The sequence below is a fragment of the Hyphobacterium sp. SN044 genome, from assembly GCF_021864465.1.
Classification (GTDB): Bacteria; Pseudomonadota; Alphaproteobacteria; order Caulobacterales; family Maricaulaceae; genus Hyphobacterium.
Window position 1 is genome coordinate 1 of record NZ_JAKKUV010000025.1, and the last position, 476, is coordinate 476.

At 51.5% G+C, this 476-nt stretch carries 1 pseudogene; it reads left to right on the plus strand.

What is annotated here, in order from left to right:
- Positions 1 to 162: 162 nt before the first annotated feature.
- Positions 163 to 476: pseudogene (locus tag L5876_RS14530) on the plus strand (EF-Tu/IF-2/RF-3 family GTPase); the annotation flags it as partial.

Genomic DNA, 476 nt, shown 5'->3' on the forward strand with positions numbered 1-476 from the left:
CACCTGGAACCGCGACTGAAGGCCATCAACATGGATATACTGTCAGTTTCCTCCCATTCCCAGGTGCAACTCATACTCTCCCAATTGTAGACAATACAGTCAGTGAAGTTTGGGAATCGAAGTTCCTCTACAACAATGGCCACTTCATCCAGAGTTAAATTTCCCAGATTGCAAGATATTCTTCCACCAAAGAGGCCAACGGACAAGCCTCTGCGTCTGCCCCTTCAGGATGTCTACAAGATAGGAGGTATTGGAACGGTCCCAGTCGGAAGAGTGGAGACTGGTATCATCAAGGCTGGTATGATCGTTACCTTCGCACCAGTCAACCTGACGACTGAAGTTAAGTCCGTTGAGATGCACCACCAGGCTCTCGAGGAGGCCGTGCCAGGAGACAACGTTGGCTTCAACGTCAAGAACGTCTCCGTCAAGGACATCCGTCGTGGCAACGTTGCCGGCGACTCCAAGAACGATCCGCC